A 17546-nucleotide genomic window follows, 5' to 3' on the forward strand; every position below is an offset into this window, starting at 1 on the left:
GCAGGGACCGCCTTGACGTGCTGCGTGCGGCAGGCGCGGTACGCGAGGTCCACGGCGTATCGATTGCGATACTGGCCGGTGCGATGATCGTCGCGCTGGCGGCGGCTGTATTCGCACCGGCGGCGCGTGCGGAACCGCAGTCGGTGTCGGCATTTCGCGCGCCCGAGCCGAACGAAATCGCGTCCGGCGTCTACGTCATGATGGGCAGCGGCGAGGCGGTGACGCTTGCGAATCATGGAATTGTTGCGAACAATGGTTTCGTCGTCGGGCCGAGTGGCGTGACGGTGATCGACACCGGCTCGTCGTATCGCTACGGCCGCGCCATGCTCGACGCGATCCATAAGATTACGCCCTTACCCGTCCAGCTCGTGGTTATCACGCATCAAGGGCCCGAATTCGTGTTCGGCGCGTCCGCGTTTCGCGATCGGGGCGTGCCGATTCTCTCGCAGCGCCGCACCGCGGAACTGATTCGCGAACGCTGCGCGATTTGCCTGAAGAATCTGAATCGCACGCTGGGCGCAGACGAGATGGCCGGGTCGCGTGTCACCGTGCCGGATCGTACCGTCGACGGGAATACGCAGCTCGAAAGCGGCGGCCGCACGCTTCGGCTGCTGTATTTCGGGCCGGCCAGTACGCCGGGCGATCTCGCGGTGCTCGATACGTCGACCGGTGTGCTGTTCGCGGGCGGACTCGTCAGTGTCGGGCGTATTCCCGAACTGCGCAACGAGCGCATTCCAGGCTGGCTCGATGCGCTCGACGAGATCAAAACGCTCGACACGAAAGCGATCGTGCCGGCGTTCGGGCGCCTCGCGAAGCCGGCCGATCTCGATCTGCTTGCCGAATATCTGCGCGAACTCGATGCAGCCGTGCGGCGTGCATTCGCGTCCGGCGTCGGGATCACGCAGGCAATGCACACGGTGCAAGTGCCGGCGTTTCGTCATGACAAGCTGTATGCGCTCGCACAGCCGCAGAATGTCGAACACCTGTATTTGCAGCTCGAGAAGGAAAAAGATCAGGCGGGGCAGTAACGCGTTCGGCTCAGGTGTGCGCAACCCGCGTTTCAGCAACCGGTCGAAACCCATCGACGCGTGCCGACAGACCCGAGGCGCCTACCCGGTTACGCAAGATCAATACGATCCCTAGGCGCGTCGCGATGCGCGCGGCGATTGCCAGCCCGAGGCCGCTGCCTTGCACTTGCGTGCCGGTGCCACGATAGAAGCGATCGAATACGCGGTTGAGCTCGTCGTGCGGAATGCCGGGGCCGGTATCGCGCACTTCGATGCCGATGCGCTCGCCGATGCGTTCAAGCAGCACGTCGACCGTGCCGCCTACGGGCGTGTAGCGAATCGCGTTGTCGATCAGCGTCGACAGCAGCAGAAACAGCGCATGCTGATCGGTCAGCGCGATATACGCGTCCGTCGCGCCGAGCGCGGCGCTCGTCTCAAGCCCAAGGTCGATCTGCTTCGCCTCGGCTAGCAGCGAAAATTCGCCGACGACCTGCTCACCCAGGCGCCGCATGCTGACTGGCGCCATCGGCGCTGCGGCGGCTGCATCTTCGCGCGCGAGCGTCAGCAGTTGCTGGACGAGGTGAATCAGCCGCTTCAAGCGACCCTGAATGCGTTCGAGCGTGACGTCGGAACCGGTCAGCGTGCCGTCGCGCGCGGCGGCTTGCAGTTGCAATTGCAGCGCGGCCAACGGCGAGCGCAATTCGTGCGCGGCATCGGCGACGAACATGCGTTGCGCCTGCGAGGCGACATGCAGGCGCCTCAGAAGATCGTTCAATGCGACCACGAGCGGTTGCACTTCGACAGGTGTGTGCGCATCGATCGCAAGCGGTTCCAACGCTTCGAGAGAACGGCTCGCCAGCGAACGCGACAATCCCCCGATCGGTGCAAGCCCGCGCGTGACGACGAACAGCACGAGCACGATCGCGGCAGGCACCATCAGTGCAAGCGGCCACAGCGTATGCAGGGCGAGCGTCAGCGCGAGATCGTCGCGCACCGAAAGCGGCTGTGCGACCTGCACGAAGCGCGCAGCCTGCTGCATGCCGAAGACGCGCCAGTGCGTTTCGTCTTCTTCGATGGTGCGCAGTCCCGCCGGGTAGCGGCCGAGCGTCTGCCTTTCCTGCGAGCGATAGGCGGGCTTGCCAGACGCGTCCCAGATCTCGATGACGATACGGTCGTCGGCGATATCGCCGAGCATGGTGTTCGACTGCTGCGAGGTCATTGCCGCACGCAGGTTAGGCGGCAGCGATAACGCGACGGTGCGCAGCTCGTAGTCGAACAGTTCGCCGGCTTCTTCGCGCGCCGTGTGGAAGATGCCGTACGCGGCCGCCGCCGATGCCGCACCGAAACCGAAGATCAGCCATCCGAGCAACTTGCGCCGGATGGACGTCATTCCAGTCTCTTCAAGCGGTAACCGACGCCCCGCACCGTCACGATCTGATCGGCGCCGAGCTTGCGCCGCAAACTATGCACGTGCACCTCGATCGTATTGCTGCCGACTTCCTCGCCCCAGCCATACAGCTTTTCCTCGAGCTCGGTACGCGTGAAGACGCGCTTCGGAACTTCGATCAGCGCATGCAGCAGCGCGAATTCGCGCGGAATCAGTGCAATCGGTTCTCCATCCTTCAGAACCTCGTGCGCGGCCGGATCGAGGCTCAACGCGCCGTGCGTGAAGACGGGCTGGGTTCGGCCCGCGCGGCGTCGCAGCAGCGCGCGCGCACGTGCGGCCAGTTCGTCGAGATCGAAGGGCTTGACGAGATAGTCGTCGGCGCCGGCGTCGAGGCCGCGTACGCGGTCCTCCACCGCATCGCGTGCGGTCAGGATGATAACGGGCGCAGCGCCGCCCTCGTTGCGCCAGGTCTTCAGCAGGTCGATGCCGTCGCCCTTGGGCAGACTCAGATCGAGCAGCACGAGATCGTAGACATCGTTGCCAAGCGACAGCGCAGCGGCGCGGGCGTCGCGCGCCCAGTCGATGGCGTGGCCGGCACGGCGCATCGATTCGAGCACGGTCTCGCCGATCATGTCGTCGTCTTCGATCAACAACAGGCGCATCGGTCAACTCCGTTTGAAACCTGGGTCGATGTTATCGCAGCGGCGCGGTGTACCGGCCACGCGGGCATGGCGGAAGCGATGACCCGGCACGTCTGCGCCATCAGTCAGTGATGTCCGAAGGTCGGCTCTGTGAAGCCACCGTGATTCATCGGACGGCCGGACTGGTATGTGCCGTTTGCGGGCGCGCCGTAGTCGATGCCTGCATCGGCTCGCTGGTTTTGCGAGTTCATGGCCGACTGGTGTTGCCAGTTCTGCTGGTCCGTGCTGGATGTGGCGGGCGCGTTCGTTGCGGTTCCGTTGTTCGTTCCGTTGGCGGTTTGCGCGAACGAGGTCGCGGAGACCAGCAATAAAAGTGCCGAGGCGACAGTGGTTACAAGGGCCTTCATGTGATTTCTCCTGTGGAGTTGAACGAGAGCGGCACGCAATGCACACTCATCAATAAGCTTAGTTCTCCCGCCTTATGCAGCGCTTAAAAAAATTACGAAACCGTCATTCGCACCGATGCGGTAAACGCGGTCGCGATTCGACCGAGCCGGCGTCGACGTCATCTCGCCGACCTTGCAGCGACATCGCGCGTGCCGCGTCCGAGCCAATGCTGCAGCACGACCACCGCAGCCATCGTGCCCAGAATCGCAAGTGACGCGGGAATGCGCTCGAGCGCAAGGCCGCCTTCCGCGAGCGGCTTCGTCAGCGTATCGCCTAGTGTTGCGCCGAGCGGCCGCGTCAATACATAAGCGGCCCAGAACAATACGCTGACGGGAATTCGCGTGCCGATGCGCCATGCAGTTGCCACGAACACGAGCAGCCCCGCAAACACGAGCGAACCGCGCTCGAAGCCAAGACCAAGGCTCGTTGCGGTGAAATCGCCGAGCGCGGTGCCGAGCGTGTTCGACACGAGAATCGTGAGCCAGTAGAACACCTCGTCGCGAGGCCGCACGATATGCTGGTATTCGATGCGGCCCGCCACGGCACGCCAGCTCGCGAGAACGACCAGCACGGCGGCGAACAGGGAGGCGGACGATACGATGTAGCCGAGCCCCGCAGTGCGGTCGAGAAAGTCGGACAGCGTCGTGCCGACGGTGGTGGTCGCCACGACGACGGCCCAGTAGACGGCCGGGTGATAGCGGTCACTGCGCACCTGAAGCGTCAGCGTAATGACAAAGAACGCGAGGAAGATAAGCGTCGCGACCGCATAGCCGAGGTTCAGCGTCATCGATAACGCATCGCCGCCTGTTTCGCCGACGGTCGTCGCAAGAATCTTCACGATCCAGAATACGGCGGTGGCTTGCGGCACCTTGCTGATCAGATTGTCTTCATTTGTGCTATTGCGGTATGTCGATGGCGATCGCGTCACTTTGCCCTCCGGAAAGATGTGCGACGCAGGTGCATCGCTTGCGTTTACGCGGGGAATAGACGCGATGTTGCAGGACAGCAGCTTAAGACTCCCTTAGCTGCACTGCATCAGAATCTGCACGGGCGCGTGGGCGGCGCTATGCTACTGCTTTCGCTGCTCCTCCTCCTTCCTCTGTGACCAAGGACTTGTCATGAAAACGAACCTCGGATCGACGGTCGGCTTTCGCCGGCCTGACGGCAAAGACGTCAACGGCTATCTCGCGAAACCCGACAATCCGCAGGGCGCGCCCGCAGTCGTCGTCCTGCAGGAATGGTGGGGCGTCAACGACCAGATTCGCGGCGTGGCCGACCGTCTCGCGCAATGCGGCTATCTCGCGCTGGTGCCCGATCTGTACCGCGGCAAGTCGACCGTCGAGGAAGAAGAGGCGCACCACCTGATGTCGGGGCTCGACTTCGGCGATGCCGCATCGCAGGACATTCGCGGCGCCGTTCAGTATCTGAAGCAGCAGTCGCCGCGCGTGGCGGTGATCGGTTATTGCATGGGCGGCGCACTGGCGTGGCTTTCACTTTGTCAGACGCCGGAGATTTCGGCCGGCGTGATCTGGTACGGTTACCCGCCGATCGAATATATCGACGCGTCGAAAATCAAGGTGCCGGTGCTCGCGCATTGGGCCACGCAGGATGCGTTCTTCGCGGAAGCAGGCGTCGACGCGCTCGCCGCGAAGCTCAAGGAAGCGAATGTCGACGCGCAATTCCATCGCTATCTTGCACACCACGCGTTCTCGAACGAAACGGCCGTCGGTCCGGGCCGCATTGCCGGCACGCAGTTCGACCCGGTGTGGTCGCAACTGTCATGGGATCGCACGCTGACGTTCCTTGCGCGCAAGCTTTGGGTTTGAGTACCGCGAGCCGAACGTGCATCGACCGGTTTAGCTGAAAGACCAGGGCGCGCGGTGCTCGCACCGCGCGCCCTTTTTGCTACCGCTTCAGGCTGCGATAAAACGCCACGGGATTCGCGATGTCGGCCGCGAACGCCGCGTGCCTCGCGCCGGCTGCCGGTACACAGGCAGTGACGCCGCCGCGACTACCGCGCTCGTCATTTCGCTCCCATGTACGAGATGCGGTAAATCGCGCCCGCATAGTCGTCCGAAACGAGCAGCGAGCCGTCCTGCAACTGCTGCACGTCGACCGGGCGGCCCATGTATTCGCCGTTCGGCGTGAGCCATCCTTCGGCGAACACTTCGGCGGCGCCGGCCGTGCCGTCATCCTTGATCGGGATGAACATGATGCGCGCGCCGATCGGCTTCGTGCGGTTCCACGAGCCATGCTCCGCATCGAAGATGCCGCCCTGGTACTTCGCGGGGAACATCTTGCCCTTGTAGAACGACATGCCGAGATCGGCCGCATGCGCGGCGAATTCGACCTGCGGGAACACGACGCCCGCGGGCGGCGTGCTGTCCTTGTACTCCTCGGTGCGGACCTTGCCGCCGCCGTACCACGGGAAACCGAAGTTTTCGCCGGCCTTCGTCGCGTGGTCGAGTTCGCCCGGCGGGGTGTCGTCGCCCATGCCGTCGACCTGGTTGTCCGTGAACCACAACGTGCCGTCTTTCGGGTTGAAGTCGAGGCCAACCGAGTTGCGCACGCCGTGGGCGTAGACCTCGCGGTTCTTGCCGTTCTGGTCCATGCGGATGATGCCTGCCAGGCCATTCTTGTCGAGCTCGCTCAACTTGTCCTTCGGCGGCACGTTCCAGGGCTGGCCGAGCGCGATGTAGAGCTTCTTGTCGGGGCCGACGCGGCACGCGCGTGCGCCGTGATTGAAGCTCTCGAACTGCGTCGGAATCAGCTTGCCCTGAGGAACGACGACGGCTGCGGCGACATCGGGCCCGCCTTCGCCGAAGAACTGCGCGGCCGGAAAGGCGAGCACGCGGTTCTGCTCGACCACATACAGCACGCCGTCCGGCGAGAAGCACACGCCGTTCGGCACCTTGAACGTCACGGAACTCGCGAACGAGACGACGTCGTCGGCAACGCGATGTTTCGTGCGATCGGTGACCTGCCAGACGCGTGCCTTGCGTGTGCCGACGAAGACGACGCCCGTCGACGGCTCGACGGCCATGTGTCGCGCATCGGGCACCACCGCATACAACTCGATCTTGAAGCCGGGGGGCAGCTTGATCTGTTTGAGGTTTTCGCGTAGCTCGTCGGCGCGCTGGCCCGTTTGCGGCACCGTTTCGGGCGGCGTCTTGTCGCCGGTTTGCTGGAAGTTGGATAGCGCGGTCACGTTATCTCCCGCTGCTTGCGCGGCGGGCAATGTCGCGATGAGCGTCGCGACGGCGAACGGCAGAAGCTTGAGCGTTGCCTTCATTGCTGTGTCTCCTTGAGGTTCTGTTTTTGGCGACTGCAACTGCTGACTCGACTTCTCTTACTTCATGCGCAAATCAGTAGCGTTATAGGTGATTTCGCGTGGCGCCGCACAGGAAAAATCCCCTGGTGCCCGTACAAAGCTCCAGAATCCTCAGCTCGTAACGCGCGTGTCGCTGCAAGCGACATCGCTTCGTAGTCTTGACTTGACCTCCGGACTGGCGGGGAGCGCAATGGCATTCCCTGTTTTGAATCTGGCCAGGAATGTCCGCAATGACTCGACCCAGCAAGCAATTTTCGATCGACCGGCGCAGCGAAGCGTATTGGCGTGTGACCTTCAGCAATCCGCCCATCAACATGCTCGACCCCGACACCATCAAGGAACTGCAGGCGCTGCTCACGCAGATGGAAACGGACGAAGCGCTGAAAGTGGTCGTGTTCGATAGCGCGGACCCGGACTTCTTTATCGCCCACTACGACGTCTCGCGCGCAAAAGACGCATCGCGCGAACCGGGGCCGACCGGTCACGCGCCGTGGCTCGACTTTACGCACCGGATTGGCAGCGTGCCGGTGTTGAGCATCGCGGCAGTGCGCGGCCGCGCTAGAGGGGTGGGCAGCGAGTTCGCGCTCGCCTGCGACATCTGTTTCGCGAGCCTCGAGAAGGCGGTGTTCGGCCAGCCGGAAGCCGGCGTGGGGCTGATTCCTGGCGGCGGTGCGCTCGAGCGGCTGCCGCTCGCGGTGGGCCGCAAACGCGCGCTCGAAATCGTGCTTGGGGCCGACGATTTCGATGCCGCGACCGCGGAACGTTACGGCTGGATCAATCGCGCGGTGCCCGATGCGCAGTTCGATGCGTTCGTCGAACAGTTCGCACAGCGCATCGCGCGGTTCGAGCGCAACGCACTGCGTACATGCAAGGAACTCATCAATCGCACGACACTCGCGTCGGCGGAGCATCAGAACGAATCGTCGCTGGCCTTCAGGGGCGCGTTTGCGTGGCCCGGCACGCAGCGTATTGCGGCGGCGCTCATGCAGCAGGGCCTCGGCACGCGCAGCGAGCTTGAACTCCATTTTGGCGAGTATCTGACGAAGCTTTGAAACTGGCCTTTTTTGCAGACGTAAAAAAGCCGCGACGGCCAACCGGCCGCGCGGCTTCCATTCATGCAGAAAATTCAGCGATGCGGCAGTCCTTCGCCTTATTGCGCGAAGTCGATATGCTTCACGAACACGATCTTGCCGTTGTCGTTCTTCACGATGTTGTAGCCATGCAGGCCGTCGCCGTTCGCATCGAACGTGTACGTGCCTTCCACGCCCTTATAGCCTTTGATCGCGTGCAGTGCCTTGGCGATATCGTCGGGCTTCGTGCTGTTCGCGTTCTTGATCGCGAGCGCGAGCAGCTTCACCGAATCGTAGGCCCACGCGGAATAGAAGTCCGGCTCGACCTTGTATGCGGCGCGATACTTCTGCGCATACGCTTTCGCTTCGGGGCTCGAATCCGGCGCGAAATCGGCGATCGAATACGAGCCGTACAGCGCGTCGCCGGCCAGTTGCATCGCGGTCGCGGTCGAGACCGACGGCGAGCCGATCCATGCCGCCTTCACGCCGAGTTGACGCAGTTGCTTGCCGAAGATCGCGACGTCGGTCGAGTTCGCGATATACGTCGCGACGATATCGGCGCCGGAGTTTTTCACGGCCAGCACGATCGGCGTGAAGTCCTGCGAATTGCTCGTGAAGCCCTGGACGACCACCGGCGTGATGCCCGCTGCCTTCAGCGCGTCGGTCAGATTGTTCTTGCCGCCGTTGCCGAACGCGTCGGTCGAGTGCACGATTGCCCATTTCTTCAGCTTCAGCGTGTTCACGCCGTAATCGGCGATCACCTTCGCCGAGTAGCCGTCGTTCGGCCGCGCGCGGAAAATCCACGGGTTATTCGCGTGCGTGAGGCCGACGTCGGTGCCGCCGACCAGAGTCGGCAGCTTTGCGCGCATCACGGTCGGCGAAATTGCCTGAATCTGCGTGCTGCGCACTGTCGCGATCAGCGCCGACAGATTGCCCGCGCTCGTCAGCTTCGAAATCGCGAGCACCGAGCCCGGGTTCGTGCTCTGGTTATCCTCGTTGCGCACTTCGAGCTGGCGGCCCAGCACGCCGCCTGCTTTGTTGATTTCGTCGATTGCGAGCTTCGCGCCGTTCGCCTGATAGATGCCGGCTTCGGAGCTTGGGCCCGTGCTCTCGGTCATCATGCCGAACGTGATCGGATCGGCGGCGAATGCGGTTGACGTCGCAAGCGCGAGAGAGGCGGCAGCAGCCGTGGTGGCCGTGATTGCAGCCAGCCATGACGATGTTCTTTTCATTTGGATGTCTCCGTACGTTCCGGGCCGAATGGCCCGGTGTGATGGTCAAGCGTTCAACTTCACAACTTCCCCAACTTCAGACTTCATTCGTTGGGCGCGCCGCGCTTGTGCACGACGAGGTTCATCAAACGCCCGTCTCGCCACGCCGAACGCGCGGGGCGCTTGTCGGCCGGCAGTTCGGCGAGGCGTTCCTGCTCGAGCTTGCCGATCAGCGCGTCGTTCCATTTACGCGGTGTCGCTTGCGTTGCGATGTCGAAGTACAGCGGGCCGTAGCGGCCGCAGTAATCGCGAATGCCGCCCGGCGCGTTCAGATCGATCGTTTCCATCGGGCCCATGAACGACCAGCGCAGGCCAAGCCCATCCTTGACAGCTTTGTCGATATCGCCGCCTGTCACGTAGCCGTCTTCCACTAGCCGGAATGCTTCGGCGAGCAGCGCGCCTTGCAGGCGGTTCACGATAAAGCCCTGAATTTCACGGTTCACGACGATCGGCACCTGACCCACGCGCGCATAGAGCGTGCGGGCACGTTCGATCACTGCCGGATCGGTCCATGGCGCCGGCACGAGTTCGACGAGCGGCACGACCGAAGGCGGATTGATCGGGTGGCCGACGAAGCAGCGCGCGCGGCACGCGAGTTCTTCGGTAAACGCGGATGCCGGAATACCCGACGTCGAGCTCGCGATCAGCGTGTTCGGGCCGACGAGCCGGTCGAGCTTCGCGTACACCTCCTTTTTTGCATCAACCGTTTCGCGCACGTTTTCCTGCACGAAATCGGCGCCGCGCAGCGCGTCTTCGAGCGAAGCCGTCGCGCTCACGCGCGCGATCACGACGTCCGGTTCTTCGCTGATCAGACCGACCGCGCGCTGTTTGACGAGCCCGGCTTTCACCGTGTCGCGCGCGGTTTCGACGGCTTTCGCATCGATGTCGAACAGCGTGACCGTGTGACCGGCGCGCGCGAACACCGACGCCCATGCACAACCGATCAACCCGGCGCCGATGACTGCGATTTTTTCCATCTTCGACTCTCCTGTGTGTTCCGCAAACGGAACGAAAAACCATGAATGCGAAGCGTCGCCGCGGCCGGAAGGACCGTGACCGCGGCGGCTCGGCTTGAGCAGGGGGTCAGCCGGCCGCCGGCGCAGGCGCTTTGCCGCCGCCGAGATAGGCCGCGCGTACTTCTTCGTTATTGAGCAATGCGCTCGGCGTGCCCTCGACGATCACGCGGCCCGTCGACAGCACATAGCCGCGATCGGCTACCGACAGCGCCATATTCGCGTTCTGCTCGACGAGCAGCACCGTGGTGCCGCGCTCGCGAATCGTGCGGATCGTCGCGAACAGTTGCTGAACGATGATCGGCGCGAGGCCGAGCGACGGTTCGTCGAGCAGAATCAGCTTCGGCTTCGACATCAGGCCGCGCGCGACCGCGAGCATCTGCTGCTGGCCGCCCGAGAGGCTCCAGCCGAGCGCGCTCGACAGGCGCTTGAGGTCCGGGAAGATCGCGTACATCTCTTCGACTTCCGCTTCGAGCGCGCGCTTTGCGACATGGCCGCGCGGCGAGGAGCCGATCATGATGTTTTCCTTGACCGTGAGCCCCGGAAAAATGCGGCGCCCTTCGGGCACGTGCGCGATGCCCATCTTCACGATCTTTTCCGGCGATGCGCGCTCGATCGATTCGCCGTTGAAGCGGATCTGCCCGCGCGTGGCCGGCACGAGGCCCGAGATATTGCGCAGCGTCGTCGTTTTGCCCGCGCCGTTGGCGCCGAGCAGCGTAACGATCTCGCCTTGTTCGACGTGCAGCGACACGTCGTTCAAAGCCTGCACGTGGCCGTAGTGGCTTTCGATATTCGACAGTTCAAGCAGCGGCATGCGCGTTCTCCCCGAGATAGGCGGCAACCACGTCCGGATGGCGCATCACGTAGCCGGGTTCGCCTTCGGCGATCTTCTTGCCGAAGTTCAGCACCGTGATCGTGTCGGACACCTGCTCGATCAGGCTGATGTCGTGTTCGATCAGGAAAATCGTCATGCCGTGGCCTTTCAGGCGCTTCAACAGTTCGCCGAGGTTCTTCTTTTCGGTCAGGTTCAAACCGGCCGCCGGTTCGTCGAGCAGCAGGAAGCTCGGATGGCCAGCCAGCGCGCGCGCGATTTCGACGAGACGCTGATGCCCGTACGGCAGGTTCTTCACGGTCATATGCATCTGTTGCGCCATGCCGACGAATTTGAGCGCGGACATCGCACGCTCGGTCAGCGCGGCGCGGCTCGTGCCGATCGGGTTGTTCGCGCGTTGCGCGCCGACCATCACGTTCTCGATGACCGACATCGACGCGAACAGGCGAATGTTCTGGAAGGTGCGGCCGATGCCGAAGCCCGCGCGCTGGTGCGGCGACATCGCGGTGATATCGGTGCCGTCGAACAGAATGCGGCCGCTCGTGGCCTTGTAGATGCCGTTCAGCACATTGAGCGTGGTGGTCTTGCCGGAGCCGTTCGGGCCGATCAGCGTATGGACGGTGCCGCGCGCGACTTCGATCGAGATGCCGTCCACCGCCTTCACGCCGCCGAAATGCTTCGCGACGTTTTCGAGCTGCAGAATCGGCGCGGGGTTCGAGATCGGCACATCGAGTTCGAGCGGTCGGATGCTGTCGAGGTTCACCGCCGGCGCCTTCCTGAAGCGGTCGAAGCGGCCGCGCACGATGCCCCAGATGCCGGCCGGCAGGAACACCATGATCAGGATCACCGCGAGACCGTAGACCGCGAGGTAAATGTCCTTCAGGAACCGCAGCCATTCGGGCAGCACGATCAGCAGGCCCGTGCCGAACACGCCGCCGAATGCGGAATCGGCGCCGCCCAACAGCGTCATCGTCAGGAATTCGATCGAGCGCGCGAAGTTGAAGTTGTCGGGGCTGATGTACGCGAAGCCCGATGCATAGAATGCGCCGCCGACGCCTGCGAGCGCCGCGCTCATCGTGAATGCGGTGACTTTCACGCGCAGGGTGTCGACGCCGGTCACTTCCGCTGCGAGTTCGTTTTCGCGCACGGCGCGCATCGCGCGGCCGATGCGCGTATGCGGTAGCCACCAGACGAGCGCGACAGCCGCGTACAGAAACACGAGGCACAGCACGACGTAGAAGCGGTCGTCGGCGAACAGGAAGCCGAAGATCGACGGCCGCTGGATGCCCGCGACGCCGTCCGGCCCTTGCGTGACGCTGGCCCAATTCACCATCACGAGATCGAAGATCTGCTGGAAGCTGATCGTGATCATGGCGAGGTAGTGGCCGCCGAGGCGCAGCGTGGTGAGGCCAAGCACGAAGCCTGCAATCGTCGCGAGGCCGATACCGAGCAGCAGCGTGATCCAGAAGTTCAGGCCGAGCACGACGGTGCCGAGGCCGACCGCATAGGCGCCGAGGCCGAAGAACGTCGCCTGCGCGAGATTGATCTGCCCGGTATAGCCGAGCACGACGGTCATGCCGAGCACGGCGATCGCATAGGTCGCCGCCTGCATGAAGATGTTCAGCACATACGGCGTGAGCGGAAACACAAACGGCACGAGGGCGACTGCGATCGCGGCGACGACCGCCACGACGCCGCTGAAGGAAATACGTGCGGCGCGCGTGCCGGGCGCCGGTCCGGTGGAGGCGGGTGCCTGGCTCATGCTTTCTCCGAAATCTTTTCGCCGAAGATGCCTTGCGGACGCAGCATCAGGAACAGGAACAGCAGCAGGAACGCGAACGCGTCCTTATAGGCGACCGAGATGTACTGCGCGCCGAAGCTTTCGACGACGCCAAGCAGCAGGCCGCCGATAATCGCGCCCGTGATGTCGCCGAATCCGCCGATAATCGCGGCCGCGAACGCTTTGAGCGCAATGATCGAACCCATGCCGATCGACACGAACAGGATCGGCGACACGAGCGCGCCGGCAAGGCCGCCGAGCACCGCGCTGTAGAAGAACGTGAACGCGATCATCGCCGCGACCGGGATGCCGACGAGGCGCGCCATGTCCTTGTCCTGCGACGTGGCCTGCAGCTTCTTGCCGAGCATCGTGCGTTCGAACAGCACGTACTGGAACGTCACCGCGATGGCGGTGAAACCGAGAATGGCGAGGTATTGGGTGTCCATGAACACGCCGCCGACGTCGATGCCCGGCGTGTCGAACAGGCGCTTCATCGCGCGCGGCTGCGGACCGAAGATAAAGAGCGCGCCGTTCTGCATGAAGATCGATGCGCCGAGCGTGCTGATGATCACCGGCAGATACGAGCGATGGCGCAGCGGGTAATACACGCCGAGCGCGAAGATCACGCCGAAGATGCCGAGCACGACGAGTGCGAGTACGAACGCGAGCCAGTAGGGCAGGCCGCTGCTCAGAAACGCGACCATTGCGAACCCGCCCAACATCGCAAAGTCGCCTTGCGCGAAATTGACGACGTTGGTGGCTCTGACGATCAGCACGAAGCCGAGCGCGACCAATGCATAGATCGAACCCAGCGCAAGTCCGGCGAACAGCACCTGAACGTTGTTGACCACGAAGCTCATCGCTTCTCTCCTCTCTTGGGCGGCGCGGCCTGAGTGCCTAACGCCGCCGACGTCGCAGCCGGCTTGCAACCTTGTGCGGGCTGCAAACCGTGTCTCCCCAATGATGGATTTAAACGACTACATGTATAAAATCTGTATGCGGATGGTATAAAGCTGTTCCAAGGCTGTCAACAGAAATCCGATTTGCGTACAATGACCGGATGGTCAAAGACTTCGAAGGATGGGAAGAATGAGCCCGGCGACCCCACGCGTTGCGGCCGAGACAGACGAGACGGGCGGCACCTCAATTAGCGCCTCAGGTAGCACTTCAGGCGGCACATTCGATGCCGGCACGCTGGGCGAACGCGTGGCCGAAAAGCTGTTGTCGAAAATCCGCGGCGACGGTCTCGCGCCGGGCACACGGCTGCCTTCTGAACATGCGATGGCGCAGCACTTCGGCGTGAGCCGCACGGTGATGCGCGAAGCGATCGCGCTGCTAAAAGCCGACGGGTTGCTGACCACGCGCAAGGGGAGCGGCGCGTTTATCAGTCAGACGGCGTTTCCGCACGCGGCCAAGGGCGATCCACTGACCGAGCAGTCGGTGCAGTCGCTGTTGAACCTCACGGAAGTGCGGCGCGGGCTCGAAGCGGAGATCGCGTCGCTCGCCGCCGTGCGGCGCACGCCGGGGCAGCTCGCGGAAATCGAGCACGCGCTGCGGCGCGTCGAAGACGCGATGCGCGCGGGCGGCGATGGCGTCGAAGAAGATGTGCAGTTTCATCTGCGCATCGCGGAGGCGACGGGCAACCCGTATTGGGTGCGCTTCATCGAGATGTTCGCGCAGCAGATCCGGCTGGCCGTGAAGGTCACGCGCGCGAATGAAGCGCGCCGGATGGATTTCGTGAACCAGGTGAAAGAAGAGCACGATCGCATCGTCGCGGCGATCGTTGCTGGCGACCCCGACGAGGCGCGCATCGCCGCCGGCGATCACATGCTGTGCGTGGCGGAGCGCGTACGGCTTGCGGACCGCGACTTCTGGGCGGGCAGCGGCGGCAAGCTCGCGCACGATCTGGTGAAGGACTTCGGCGTTTGATGGGGCAACCCCGCATGCAAACGCATGCAGGGCTGCGGTCAGCCTAGCCGAGCCACTTCTTCGCCCAACCGAGGCCGGCCGACGTCGGGCCCTTCGGAATGTACTCGCAACCGATCCAGCCGTCGTAGCCGAGTTCGTCGATGAGATCGAACAGGTACGGGTAGTTCACTTCGCCGAGGTCCGGCTCGTGACGGTCCGGCACGCCTGCGATCTGCAGATGGCCGATATCGTCTTTCATCATCTGCTTCAGCTTGACGGCGAGATCGCCTTCCATGATCTGGCAGTGATAGAGATCGAACTGAACTTTCAGATTCGCCGCGCCGACTTCGCCGCAGATCTTTTTCGCGTCGCCCTGCAGATTCAGGAAGTAGCCGGGCATGTCGCGCGTGTTGATCGGCTCGATCACCACCATCAAACCATGCTGTGCCGCTTGCGATGCCGCATACGCGACATTGTGCACATAGACGTCGCGATGCCGTGCGCGGTCCGCGCCGGCGGGGACGAGTCCGGCCATGAAGTGAAGCTTGCGATTGCCGAGCACGTGCGCGTATTGAAGCGCGGTGTCGACGCTGCGCTTGAACTCGTCCTCGCGGCCCGGCAGCGCGGCGATGCCGCGCTCGCCGCTGGCCCAGTCGCCGGGCGGCGCATTGAACAACGCCTGCTCGAGATTGTGCTTCTTGAGCAGCGCGGCGAGGTCTTCGGCCGGATAGTCGTACGGAAACAGATATTCGACGGCTTTAAAGCCGTCTGCGGCGGCCGCGCCGAAACGGTCGAGGAACGCGTGCTCGCGGTACATCATCGTCAGGTTGGCGGCAAAGCGGGGCATGGTCGTCGTCTCTAAGTTGAGGAAAGGTGGTGGGCAGCGCGTTCGCGGCGCATGTTACCAGCGCGCGCCGAACGTCGAGCGCAGCTCGTCGATTTGCGCGTCCGTCAGCGGCGCGGGGCGCGGCTCGGTCATGAGCCACAGTTGCGCGGTTTCCTCGAGTTCTTCGAGCGCCCATGCGGCTTGCGATACGCTTGCCCCCCACACTACGGGACCAAGCCGTTCGAGCAGCACGCCGCGTACGTCGTTCGCGAGCGTGCGCACGCGTTCGGCGACGCTCGGGTCGCCGGGGCGGCAGTACGGAATCAGCGGAATGTGGCCGACTTTCATCACGTAGTACGGCGTGATCGGCGGCAGCACGTCGCTCTGCTTCCAGACACCGGCGAGCGTCAACGCGACGAGATTCGTCGAATGCGTGTGCACGACGCCGTGCATCTCGGGGTTCGTGTCGTAGACGCCGCGATGCAGCGCGAGCGTTTTCGACGGCTTGTCGCCGCTCACCCATTCGCCTTCGCGGCCGACCTTCGCGATCTTCGCCGGATCGAGATGGCCGAGGCACGCGTCGGTCGGCGTGATGAGCCAGCCGTCTTCGAGCCGCGCGCTGATATTGCCCGCGGAGCCGACCGTATAGCGGCGCGAATACAGATCGGCGCCGATGCGCGCGATCTCTTCGCGCGCGCGGCTTTCGGCCGCTGCCGCTGAAGTAACCGTTGCGCTCATGGCTGCGCTCCCAGCGTGTCGAACAGAGCCAGCGTCTTGCTGAAGAAATCGACGGTGCCGAAGTTGCCGGACTTCAACGCGAGCGCGAGCGGCGTTGCGCCGATCGAAACCGTGGCCGGCACGCCCGGATCGATTTGAGGCCCGATTTGCAGGGCTTTGACGTCGAGCGCATTGACGACCGCGCCCGACGTTTCGCCGCCCGCCACGACGAAGCGGCGCACGCCTGCCTGATGCATGCGCCGGGCGATGGCCGCGAGCGCCTGTTCGACGAGCTCGCCCGACGCCGCCGTGCCGAGCTGCTTCTGCACGGCACTGACTTCTTCCGGCGCGCTCGTTGCGTAGATCAGCACCGGGCCTTTCGCGAGCAGCGGTTCGGCGAACGCCATTGCTTCGTCGGCCACCTTGTCGCCGCGCGCAAGTGCGAGCGGATCGACGCGGAACGCGGGGCGTCCGCTGTCGCGCCAGTGTGCGACCTGCGCTTGCGTCGCGCGCGAGCAACTGCCGGACAGCACGGCGGACAGGCCCTTCACGCCCGGCACGCGCTCGCTGTTCTTCGCGGCGGGCAGCAGGCCTGCACGTTCGAAATTGCGCGGCAGCCCGAGAGCGAGACCGGAGCCGCCAGTCAGCAGCAGATCGTTTGCACAGGCTTCACCGAGCGTGTAGAGGTCGTCGTCCGAAATTGCGTCGGCGATCGCGAGTGCCGCGCCATCGCGCTGCAACGCCGCGCGCGCTTCGTTGACGGCCGCGGCGCCGCGCTGCACGGTGTCGTAACGCAGCAGGCCGACTTTGGTCTGCGTTTGCCGCTGCAGCACGCGCACGAGGTTCGCGTCGGTCATCGGCGTCAGCGGATGGTTCTGCATGCCCGATTCGTTGAGCAGCAGGTCGCCGACAAACAGATTGCCGCGATAGACGGTACGGCCATTTTCCGGAAACGCCGGGCACGCGATCGCGAATGGCGCGTTCAGCGCCTTCATCAATGCTTCGGCAACGGGGCCGATATTGCCGGCGTCGGTCGAATCGAACGTCGAGCAATACTTGAAGTAGAACTGTTTGCAGCCGAGCTTTTTCAGCCACTCGAGCGCGGCCAGCGATTCGGCGACGGCCTGTTCGCGTGGCGCCGTGCGCGATTTCAGCGCGACCACGATCGCTTCGGCAGGCGTATCGAGCGGGCCGCTCGGCACGCCGATGGTTTGAACGGTGCGCATGCCGCCGCGCACGAGCATGTTCGCGAGGTCGGTCGCGCCCGTGAAGTCGTCGGCGATGCAGCCGAGCAGGGCAGTCGATGAAGTCATGAT

The 17546-nt window shown here is 63.8% G+C and carries 17 protein-coding genes; 4 read left to right on the forward strand and 13 right to left on the reverse strand.

Annotated elements, in window-relative coordinates; translation table 11 throughout:
• Nucleotides 1–17: 17 nt before the first annotated feature.
• On the forward strand, nucleotides 18–1028 hold the full coding sequence (locus BTO02_RS24185) for an MBL fold metallo-hydrolase (RefSeq protein WP_232243656.1): 1011 nt from the start codon (nucleotides 18–20) through the stop codon (nucleotides 1026–1028).
• A gap of 10 nt (nucleotides 1029–1038) precedes the next feature.
• On the opposite strand, the gene BTO02_RS24190 is transcribed toward BTO02_RS24185, so the two are convergent.
• From BTO02_RS24190 to BTO02_RS24205, 4 genes are all read right to left on the reverse strand, one after another.
• Nucleotides 1039–2397, reverse strand: a complete 1359-nt coding sequence (locus BTO02_RS24190; protein WP_075159734.1) for an ATP-binding protein — start codon at nucleotides 2395–2397, stop codon at nucleotides 1039–1041.
• Nucleotides 2394–3056 (reverse strand): response regulator, encoded by a 663-nt coding sequence (locus tag BTO02_RS24195; protein WP_075159735.1) that lies wholly within the window; start codon nucleotides 3054–3056, stop codon nucleotides 2394–2396. Before BTO02_RS24195 ends, BTO02_RS24190 begins: the two co-directional genes overlap by 4 nt.
• A gap of 104 nt (nucleotides 3057–3160) precedes the next feature.
• Nucleotides 3161–3442: a hypothetical protein gene (locus tag BTO02_RS24200; RefSeq protein WP_156883964.1), complete on the reverse strand. Its 282-nt coding sequence runs from the start codon at nucleotides 3440–3442 to the stop codon at nucleotides 3161–3163.
• A gap of 158 nt (nucleotides 3443–3600) precedes the next feature.
• The gene (locus BTO02_RS24205) at nucleotides 3601–4410 is read right to left on the reverse strand and encodes a COG4705 family protein (protein WP_232243657.1); all 810 of its coding nucleotides are present in this window, start codon (nucleotides 4408–4410) and stop codon (nucleotides 3601–3603) included.
• A 190-nt stretch (nucleotides 4411–4600) separates the two neighbouring features.
• On the opposite strand from BTO02_RS24205, the gene BTO02_RS24210 reads away from it, so the two are divergent.
• Nucleotides 4601–5308 (forward strand): dienelactone hydrolase family protein, encoded by a 708-nt coding sequence (locus BTO02_RS24210; protein WP_075159737.1) that lies wholly within the window; start codon nucleotides 4601–4603, stop codon nucleotides 5306–5308.
• A 197-nt stretch (nucleotides 5309–5505) separates the two neighbouring features.
• Here the strand turns inward: BTO02_RS24210 and BTO02_RS24215 are convergent, their stop codons facing one another.
• Nucleotides 5506–6774, reverse strand: a complete 1269-nt coding sequence (locus tag BTO02_RS24215) for a PQQ-dependent sugar dehydrogenase (protein WP_075159738.1) — start codon at nucleotides 6772–6774, stop codon at nucleotides 5506–5508.
• Between the two features lie 269 nt (nucleotides 6775–7043).
• Here BTO02_RS24215 and BTO02_RS24220 point away from each other — a divergent pair, with 269 nt between their 5' ends.
• Nucleotides 7044–7865, forward strand: a complete 822-nt coding sequence (locus BTO02_RS24220) for an enoyl-CoA hydratase/isomerase family protein (protein ID WP_075159739.1) — start codon at nucleotides 7044–7046, stop codon at nucleotides 7863–7865.
• Nucleotides 7866–7963: 98 nt separating this feature from the next.
• Here the strand turns inward: BTO02_RS24220 and BTO02_RS24225 are convergent, their stop codons facing one another.
• The 5 genes from BTO02_RS24225 to BTO02_RS24245 form a co-directional block, all read right to left on the reverse strand.
• Nucleotides 7964–9115, reverse strand: a complete 1152-nt coding sequence (locus BTO02_RS24225) for an ABC transporter substrate-binding protein (RefSeq protein ID WP_075159740.1) — start codon at nucleotides 9113–9115, stop codon at nucleotides 7964–7966.
• A gap of 83 nt (nucleotides 9116–9198) precedes the next feature.
• Complete coding sequence (locus tag BTO02_RS24230; RefSeq protein WP_075159741.1) at nucleotides 9199–10131, reverse strand: 3-hydroxyacyl-CoA dehydrogenase; 933 nt, start codon at nucleotides 10129–10131, stop codon at nucleotides 9199–9201.
• Nucleotides 10132–10237: 106 nt separating this feature from the next.
• Nucleotides 10238–10975: an ABC transporter ATP-binding protein gene (locus BTO02_RS24235; RefSeq protein ID WP_198039331.1), complete on the reverse strand. Its 738-nt coding sequence runs from the start codon at nucleotides 10973–10975 to the stop codon at nucleotides 10238–10240.
• Nucleotides 10968–12761: a branched-chain amino acid ABC transporter ATP-binding protein/permease gene (locus tag BTO02_RS24240; protein WP_075159743.1), complete on the reverse strand. Its 1794-nt coding sequence runs from the start codon at nucleotides 12759–12761 to the stop codon at nucleotides 10968–10970. The genes BTO02_RS24235 and BTO02_RS24240 overlap by 8 nt, the downstream gene beginning before the upstream one ends.
• A complete protein-coding gene (locus BTO02_RS24245; protein WP_075159744.1) occupies nucleotides 12758–13639 on the reverse strand; it encodes a branched-chain amino acid ABC transporter permease in 882 nt (293 codons plus the stop codon). Before BTO02_RS24245 ends, BTO02_RS24240 begins: the two co-directional genes overlap by 4 nt.
• A 229-nt stretch (nucleotides 13640–13868) precedes the next feature.
• On the opposite strand from BTO02_RS24245, the gene BTO02_RS24250 reads away from it, so the two are divergent.
• Complete coding sequence (locus tag BTO02_RS24250; protein ID WP_083615346.1) at nucleotides 13869–14708, forward strand: FadR/GntR family transcriptional regulator; 840 nt, start codon at nucleotides 13869–13871, stop codon at nucleotides 14706–14708.
• Nucleotides 14709–14751: 43 nt separating this feature from the next.
• On the opposite strand, the gene otnI is transcribed toward BTO02_RS24250, so the two are convergent.
• From otnI to otnK, 3 genes are read right to left on the reverse strand one after another with little or no spacing between them, the layout of a single operon-like run.
• The gene (gene otnI / locus BTO02_RS24255; RefSeq protein ID WP_075159745.1) at nucleotides 14752–15534 is read right to left on the reverse strand and encodes a 2-oxo-tetronate isomerase; all 783 of its coding nucleotides are present in this window, start codon (nucleotides 15532–15534) and stop codon (nucleotides 14752–14754) included.
• A 54-nt stretch (nucleotides 15535–15588) separates the two neighbouring features.
• Nucleotides 15589–16251, reverse strand: a complete 663-nt coding sequence (gene otnC / locus BTO02_RS24260; protein ID WP_075159746.1) for a 3-oxo-tetronate 4-phosphate decarboxylase — start codon at nucleotides 16249–16251, stop codon at nucleotides 15589–15591.
• Nucleotides 16248–17543 carry a 3-oxo-tetronate kinase gene (otnK, locus tag BTO02_RS24265; protein ID WP_075159747.1) on the reverse strand — a complete coding sequence of 432 codons (1296 nt, stop codon included), beginning with the start codon at nucleotides 17541–17543 and terminating at the stop codon, nucleotides 16248–16250. The genes otnC and otnK overlap by 4 nt, the downstream gene beginning before the upstream one ends.
• Nucleotides 17544–17546: the final 3 nt, after the last annotated feature.

The sequence above is a fragment of the Paraburkholderia sp. SOS3 genome (assembly GCF_001922345.1).
Lineage (GTDB): Bacteria > Pseudomonadota > Gammaproteobacteria > Burkholderiales > Burkholderiaceae > Paraburkholderia.

What these genes read in the sequence shown, in the direction of transcription:
- BTO02_RS24190 (WP_075159734.1), bottom strand. Translation starts at nt 2,397, where the DNA reads ATGACGTCCATCCGGCGCAAGTTGCTCGGATGGCTGATCTTCGGTTTC.
- BTO02_RS24195 (WP_075159735.1), bottom strand. Translation starts at nt 3,056, where the DNA reads ATGCGCCTGTTGTTGATCGAAGACGACGACATGATCGGCGAGACCGTG.
- BTO02_RS24200 (WP_156883964.1), bottom strand. Translation starts at nt 3,442, where the DNA reads ATGAAGGCCCTTGTAACCACTGTCGCCTCGGCACTTTTATTGCTGGTC.
- BTO02_RS24210 (WP_075159737.1), top strand. Translation starts at nt 4,601, where the DNA reads ATGAAAACGAACCTCGGATCGACGGTCGGCTTTCGCCGGCCTGACGGC.
- BTO02_RS24215 (WP_075159738.1), bottom strand. Translation starts at nt 6,774, where the DNA reads ATGAAGGCAACGCTCAAGCTTCTGCCGTTCGCCGTCGCGACGCTCATC.
- BTO02_RS24220 (WP_075159739.1), top strand. Translation starts at nt 7,044, where the DNA reads ATGACTCGACCCAGCAAGCAATTTTCGATCGACCGGCGCAGCGAAGCG.
- BTO02_RS24225 (WP_075159740.1), bottom strand. Translation starts at nt 9,115, where the DNA reads ATGAAAAGAACATCGTCATGGCTGGCTGCAATCACGGCCACCACGGCT.
- BTO02_RS24230 (WP_075159741.1), bottom strand. Translation starts at nt 10,131, where the DNA reads ATGGAAAAAATCGCAGTCATCGGCGCCGGGTTGATCGGTTGTGCATGG.
- BTO02_RS24240 (WP_075159743.1), bottom strand. Translation starts at nt 12,761, where the DNA reads ATGAGCCAGGCACCCGCCTCCACCGGACCGGCGCCCGGCACGCGCGCC.
- BTO02_RS24245 (WP_075159744.1), bottom strand. Translation starts at nt 13,639, where the DNA reads ATGAGCTTCGTGGTCAACAACGTTCAGGTGCTGTTCGCCGGACTTGCG.
- BTO02_RS24250 (WP_083615346.1), top strand. Translation starts at nt 13,869, where the DNA reads ATGAGCCCGGCGACCCCACGCGTTGCGGCCGAGACAGACGAGACGGGC.
- otnI (WP_075159745.1), bottom strand. Translation starts at nt 15,534, where the DNA reads ATGCCCCGCTTTGCCGCCAACCTGACGATGATGTACCGCGAGCACGCG.
- otnC (WP_075159746.1), bottom strand. Translation starts at nt 16,251, where the DNA reads ATGAGCGCAACGGTTACTTCAGCGGCAGCGGCCGAAAGCCGCGCGCGC.
- otnK (WP_075159747.1), bottom strand. Translation starts at nt 17,543, where the DNA reads ATGACTTCATCGACTGCCCTGCTCGGCTGCATCGCCGACGACTTCACG.